This window comes from Paraburkholderia kururiensis JCM 10599 = LMG 19447, from assembly GCF_003986935.1.
GTDB classification, from domain to species: domain Bacteria; phylum Pseudomonadota; class Gammaproteobacteria; order Burkholderiales; family Burkholderiaceae; genus Paraburkholderia; species Paraburkholderia kururiensis.
Genome location: NZ_RJZE01000062.1, coordinates 1 through 5,870, shown reverse-complemented (window position 1 = coordinate 5,870; position 5,870 = coordinate 1). Strand labels below are relative to the sequence as shown.

The 5,870-nt window shown below is 63.1% G+C and carries 4 protein-coding genes; 3 read left to right on the top strand and 1 reads right to left on the bottom strand.

What is annotated here, in order from left to right; genetic code table 11:
• Window positions 1-623: 623 nt before the first annotated feature.
• From PKKP23_RS32935 to PKKP23_RS32925, 3 genes are all read left to right on the top strand, one after another.
• Window positions 624-1,574, top strand: a complete 951-nt coding sequence (locus tag PKKP23_RS32935; protein ID WP_338120192.1) for a tyrosine-type recombinase/integrase — start codon at window positions 624-626, stop codon at window positions 1,572-1,574.
• Between the two features lie 71 nt (window positions 1,575-1,645).
• Window positions 1,646-2,113 carry a hypothetical protein gene (locus PKKP23_RS32930; RefSeq protein WP_126880027.1) on the top strand — a complete coding sequence of 156 codons (468 nt, stop codon included), beginning with the start codon at window positions 1,646-1,648 and terminating at the stop codon, window positions 2,111-2,113.
• A 127-nt stretch (window positions 2,114-2,240) separates the two neighbouring features.
• Window positions 2,241-3,713 carry a UvrD-helicase domain-containing protein gene (locus PKKP23_RS32925; protein WP_126880026.1) on the top strand — a complete coding sequence of 491 codons (1,473 nt, stop codon included), beginning with the start codon at window positions 2,241-2,243 and terminating at the stop codon, window positions 3,711-3,713.
• 302 nt (window positions 3,714-4,015) lie between these two features.
• On the opposite strand, the gene PKKP23_RS32920 is transcribed toward PKKP23_RS32925, so the two are convergent.
• Window positions 4,016-5,755 carry a phosphoadenosine phosphosulfate reductase domain-containing protein gene (locus PKKP23_RS32920; protein ID WP_126880025.1) on the bottom strand — a complete coding sequence of 580 codons (1,740 nt, stop codon included), beginning with the start codon at window positions 5,753-5,755 and terminating at the stop codon, window positions 4,016-4,018.
• Window positions 5,756-5,870 lie beyond the last annotated feature (115 nt).

Genomic DNA, 5,870 nt, shown 5'->3' with positions numbered 1-5,870 from the left:
GCAGGGAGGCTCGTTTACGAGCCAACTGCACCGAAATGAGCGCCGATTCGATTCGTTATCCGGAAAGTTCGACGTCATCTCACCTGAAACGTCGGCGGTTGGCCCATTAATCAGCATTTCCCTAGCAAAATCGAAATGTTTTTATTCATGGCATTTCGAGCCTCCGTCCGTGCATTTAGCATGGTGCCCTCGAAGACGACATCTGCGCGCAAGTTCGAGCGGCCAACCGCAGACCCTTGCACAGCGGTCGATGTTGTCGTCCGCAGGTGATCGAGCGTAACCTCTCACACGAGCACCGCGCGCAGATGAAACGCCGCGAATGGCAGAAGTGGAAAATACAGCGGACATTTACAGATGAAATCCCACTGTCTGCGAAGGGTCGTCACACCGGTACTTCGTAGCCGGCGGCCGCGGTGTTTGCCGCAGCCGCTCTTCAGCGCCATCCGGTTGGCAACGCGGGCGGGTGCCCCGTGCGTGGTGACACAACTATCGTCGCTACGGTGTCACTTTTATAACGATCTATGGCTACCGGAGAGCCGAGCGCTACGGATAGCCCGGCCGGTGAACGGTACCCCTTCTCCTTGGTGGCACGTTGAGCGAATCGAAGATTCGCCCGGTGGGCGATGAAATTTCAATTCAGTATATTTGGTGGTATGGACATCTACGAGAAGTGGACGACAGCGCCAGAAGACGGTTTCCGCTGGTGGCAGCAAACACACGCGACGGGCGCAAGTCGGCGGCCGTTCTCGGCACGCTCCATGGTTCAGCACTCCGCAATGTTTAGCCGCTTCAGCCGTCACCTCGTCCTGCATGGAGCGACGGTGGCCAGCTTTGGGGCCTCTCACATCGAGTCTTTCCTTTCGGAACTGGCCGGCCGCAGCGCGCCCGGTACATCCACTGCCCTCCGCTACATCAAGCTCCTCGACCGTCTGTGCAGGTACCTTGTCGACGAGGGGGTGCGTGCCGACAACCCGGCCAGCCAGTACGCGGTGCGAACGACATGGCCGACGGGCGAGCCGGTTCCGGTTTTCCTTGATGAGGTCGAGGATCGGCGGCTGCAGCAGCACGTGGCGGCCGTGGCACCTTCCGATGCGCGCGAGATCCGGAATCGCGCAGTTATAGCGCTGCTGCACGGCACCGGCATCACGTCGGCCGAGATCCGGTCCGTGCGCCGCGGCGACGTCGCCGTCGAAGGTACTCGGCCACATGTCGTCGTGAGGCAGCGCGGCGCACGCAAAGAGCGAAGCATTCCGCTGCCCGCGTTTGCCGTCGGAGCAATCGGGGCGTGGCTGTGCCGGGATGACGCGTTGGGGGACGATCTGCTCTTTCCGCTGAACGCCAGCACGGGCTCCTTCTGCGAAGAGACGTTGTGGCGCGCAGTCCGCGAATCGCTCGAGGCGATTGGTTTCAGCGGCCCGGACATGAGCCCGCGTGTGCTCCGCAATACCTACGCACGCCGGCTACTGCTTGCGGGCAGATCCCACCCGGACGTGAGTGCACTGCTGGGCCTGTCGAGCCAGCGCACCGTGGTGAGAATCCGGGCAACGATACCGCCGTCCGACGCAGCGACTTGACTTCGGGCAGGGCTCCGTAACCTGGAATGGCCGCCAGAACCCGGCGGTCAGTCCAGCAAAAGGAGCCCTGTATGCCCTACCGAAGTCCCTTCACGCCGATCGTGTACCCGGACGAAACCGGCAGACCCAGCGTCATGGAATACCGCGTGGTTTTTACGGCGCGCGAGCCCTGGCTCGCCATTCTGCAACTGCGGCACACGGACACGGAATACGCCAGTCCCGTTGCCTTGGCGACGGTTCGTGACGTCGTCCTCAACCGTGTGCTCGACAATGATCTCCGTTCACTTCCGCTGAACGCGTTGCGCCTGGTCGCTAGCGATGCGTCGGGCGATTTCGAGTACCGCCTGTCGCCCAACATCCACGACTATATCGCGCGCGGCAACCGCTACACGACTTCGCCTGAGCGCGCGCGGGGCGGCAAAACAGTCGACCTCATCAGGATCGATCCCCGCCGACTGGTGGCCGGCAGTGCACGTGTCGACACACTGCACGCTACTGCCGATCCGTTGTCGCCGGAGGTTCTGGCCGCTCTCGCATGACGGTCGGGCCGCCGGTCGCGATTCCTCGCCGGCGGCCCGAAAGCAGTGCGTTTTGAGCAGGATTTGTTCATTCCGGCGCGGGCATTGCGAGCCAGAATGTCCGGGTCATCCCAGTCTCACCAGTCCCATGACTACTTTCGCGCCAACCAACGAACAGCAGATAGCGCTCGCCGCAGCGGAAGCCGGCGAGACGCTGAAGATCAAGGCCTACGCAGGCGCAGGCAAGACATCCACGCTGGAGCTGATCGCGGGCCGGTTTGCGCACCGAAGGGGCACCTACCTCGCCTTTAACCGGGACATCGCTGCGGCAGCAAAGCGACGTTTCCCGTCGAACGTCGCCTGTCGGACCGTTCACTCACTCGCCTATTCATCTGTGGACCGTGGCCTCACACGCCGGATCAACCTGCCCAAGGAGCCGCCCCACCATCTTGCCGAGCGATACGGTCTTGGACCAATGCGGGTGCCCACGGTGATCGGCAAGACTGTGGAGCTATCCGCTTTCCAGATCGGGCGCATGGTGGCCGACGGCTGCGCCCGCTTCTGCCGCTCGGCGCAGAAGACGCCAGAAGCATGGCACATTCCCGTCGACGAGAAGGTGAAGGACGAAGAAGCCGACCGTCTGCGCGACTATCTGCTGCCGCATGTGCAGCGGCACTGGCAGGAATCGGCCGATCCGAACGGCAAGGCCGGTATCAGCCCCGACGTCTACCTGAAGGTCTGGGAGCAGTCGCGTCCGCGCATCAACGCCGATTTCATCCTCTTCGACGAAGCCCAGGATAGCGACGGCCTGATGCTTTCCGTTCTCCGCCGGCAGCAGCATGCCCAGGTGATCTACGTTGGCGACCCGTACCAGCAGATCTACGAGTGGCGCGGTGCCGTCAATGCGATGGCGTACATCGACGCGCGCGAGGTCGCCCTTACCGAGTCCTTCCGGTTCGGGCCCAGTTTTGCGGCACTCGCCTCGCGCGTGTTGCGGCTGATGGGCGAGCGCGCGCCGCTGCGCGGCCAGCCGAGTATCGATTCGCTCATCGTCGAGCGGCCCGATGAGCGCCCGGTGATCGACGCCGTACTCTGTCGCAAGAATGTGACCGTCGTGGGCGAGGTGGCCGCGGGCCTGGCGCGCGGGCACAAGGTCGCCGTGCGGGCCAACGTCGAGGAGATCCTCGCATTCGCCGATGGTGCCGACCGGCTGATGGCCGGACAAAGGGCCTACAAGCCGGCCGCGCTCGCGCTTTTCGAGTCGTGGAGTGACGTACAGGACTACGCGAAGTCTTATGCCGGCCGCGACCTCCTGCCCGTCGTCCAGATCATCGACCGGGAAGGCACCGATTACCTTCGGGCTCTCCTTGCGAGGGTTACGCCGGAGGGCGAGGCAGACTACGTCGTCTCGACCATCCACCGGGCCAAGGGCCTCGAATGGGATCGCACGAAGGTAACGGGCGACTTCAGGTTCAAGGTCGACGACGACGGGCGGACCACGATGACCGACGACGAGAAGCGGCTGCTCTACGTGGGACTCACGCGCGCGAAGCGGCTCCTTGACCTCTCGGAGCTGCGCGCCGATCTGCTGAAGCTTTTCGTGGACGCGGCGCGCGACTAGGTTCGCGACGGCAAGTCAGGCTGCACGCGCGATATCGGTCCGTCCGATGACGCGTGGGGCCGCCAGCGCAAGGCGGCCGCGGAGTGCCATGGCCGTTTCAGGAAGCCGTGGCTACACCGGGGCTCGCGCCGGGCCCGCCGGTTCGTGTGGCGAGCCGCAGACAGGCTCTCACTGGTTTCCGTCCACGCTAGAAATGCAAAAAGCCCGCAACGCTCCCTTGAGGGAGGTTGCGGGCTTTTCTTCAGCGTAGCCCCGGGCGGACATCCCCACGGACCGCACATGTGGGCGGCCAGCGGCACGACTCAGGCCGCCATGGCGAAGAGATCCAGCTGCCCGGCATCGACCGTCCCGTCAGGTTCGCCCGGACATCGAACCGCTTGCTCAATCAGGTACCGGTCAAACTCCGCCGGTGTGAAGTTCAGGCGTTCGGCCAGGCGCGCAAAATACTGGCCCCGCTTGGCCATCTCCTGATACCTCTGCGACTGGCCCCTCGGAAGCGTGACGAACGCTTCGTTGAGCCAGAAACGCGCAGAGTCGATTGCATGGAAATGCTGCGCACGGGCGTACCAGGCATGATCGAAAGAGCATGTCACAAAGCCGCAAGCCGCCTCGGCATCGACTGCAAGGTGATCGCCTTCGTCGTGCCAGACGATGCGTTCTCCGGCCGTAGTCTGCGCAAACCGCCCTGCCCGCTCCGGATGCCTGTACGGGTTCCAGCTTTCAGCTGAATAGTCCCTGAGACCATCGACGGGTACATCTGCATCCCACGCTCCAACCTTGAACCATCCATGAGTCGGAATGTGAACCGGACGGAAGCGTTCGACGGCCGGCACCGGATAGCGACGGCCAAGCCGATGAACCTCATACCAGATCGACAATGCTGGAAAGGCGTGAGGCGCATAGTGGTGCATCGAGAGGAAGAAGTCGATTGCGACCAGCTGCCGCGGCGAAACCATCTCGAACTGCACGCTGCACAAATCCCGGTTGGTCGGCGTGTCAGGAATCATCCCTGAGGCGAGATCCGCGTCGTGCTGCTCAGCACGCTCCGCTTCGAGCGCATCCAGCGTCAAAAGGTAGCGAAGGAGGTTGATTCGCTCGGCGTACGACAGAACGTCAGGTCTCACACGAACATGGCCTGATGGGCTCAGCTTGCGACCGACAAGTTCCCTCCGACCCAGATCCCACTGCGTCGCGAGAAGATAGTTGCGGAAGCGGTTCAATCCTCCGAGGTGGGCGTGATGCGGCTCGTTGACCATCGATTCCATCGAACGGTCGCGCTCGCCCGAGACACAGCAGAACGCGCACCCGAAACGGCTACCGCAGGCGGCCCGGCTGCCGGCGTCTCCCAGCACGACGCCACATGTACCTTCGTTGCCGTCGCGGTAGAGCTGCAACATGCGCTCGATTGACCCGGCCGAAACGGGGCTCGGGAATGGGCGTGCGCAGCCGTCGCCGAACAGGGCAAGAAAGGTCCACACGTCATCGAGCTGCCAGTCCGCGATCGGCGAGACCGTCAGGTTGCCGTCAACGCTACGGAGCACCGCATCTGCTGTTTCGCCACGGTCCGTCATGGCGGCTTGACGGGAAGCACTCTCCTCGAGCCTGTTTCCGAGAGCGGTCACGATTGGACCCCGGACTTCCCGCTCGAGCTCCGCTCGCAGACGGTTCTGCGGGACGACTTTCCAATCCGTCGAACACGGACGGATGCGTTTTCCATTCCACGTGCCGTTTTGCGCGGTGCGTGGCAGCGTGCCACGCCCTATTGTGGATACGACGAACTGCGACGCCAGTGAAGGCCTGGCGATGTGAACAGCGAGCGGCAGACCCTCCTCGGCTACACCCTGCGCGATTTCATCGAGCATGGATGACAGGTGCCACATGACTGCCGGGTTTTCGATCGTGGTGTCGGCCGACATCACAAAGTGCCGACCGGCGTTGGCGGCGTCGGTCTTGTGTCGGCGTACAGCCTCCAGTAACAGGATGGTAGTGCACGTTGAGTCCTTACCGCCGCTTAGAGTCGCACAAAGACTGGGCGGATTCAACCGGTCGTCGCAACGCCTTTAATCGGGGAGGTGTTGCGTGGGTCGAATTGCAGGATGGGTATATCAGATAACCGGGCGACGAGCGATGCACTCACCAGGTGCGCCGTCACTTCGA

Coding starts and splice junctions, on each gene's coding strand:
- PKKP23_RS32925 (WP_126880026.1), top strand. CDS start 2,241: ATGACTACTTTCGCGCCAACCAACGAACAGCAGATAGCGCTCGCCGCA.
- PKKP23_RS32930 (WP_126880027.1), top strand. CDS start 1,646: ATGCCCTACCGAAGTCCCTTCACGCCGATCGTGTACCCGGACGAAACC.
- PKKP23_RS32935 (WP_338120192.1), top strand. CDS start 624: ATGAAATTTCAATTCAGTATATTTGGTGGTATGGACATCTACGAGAAG.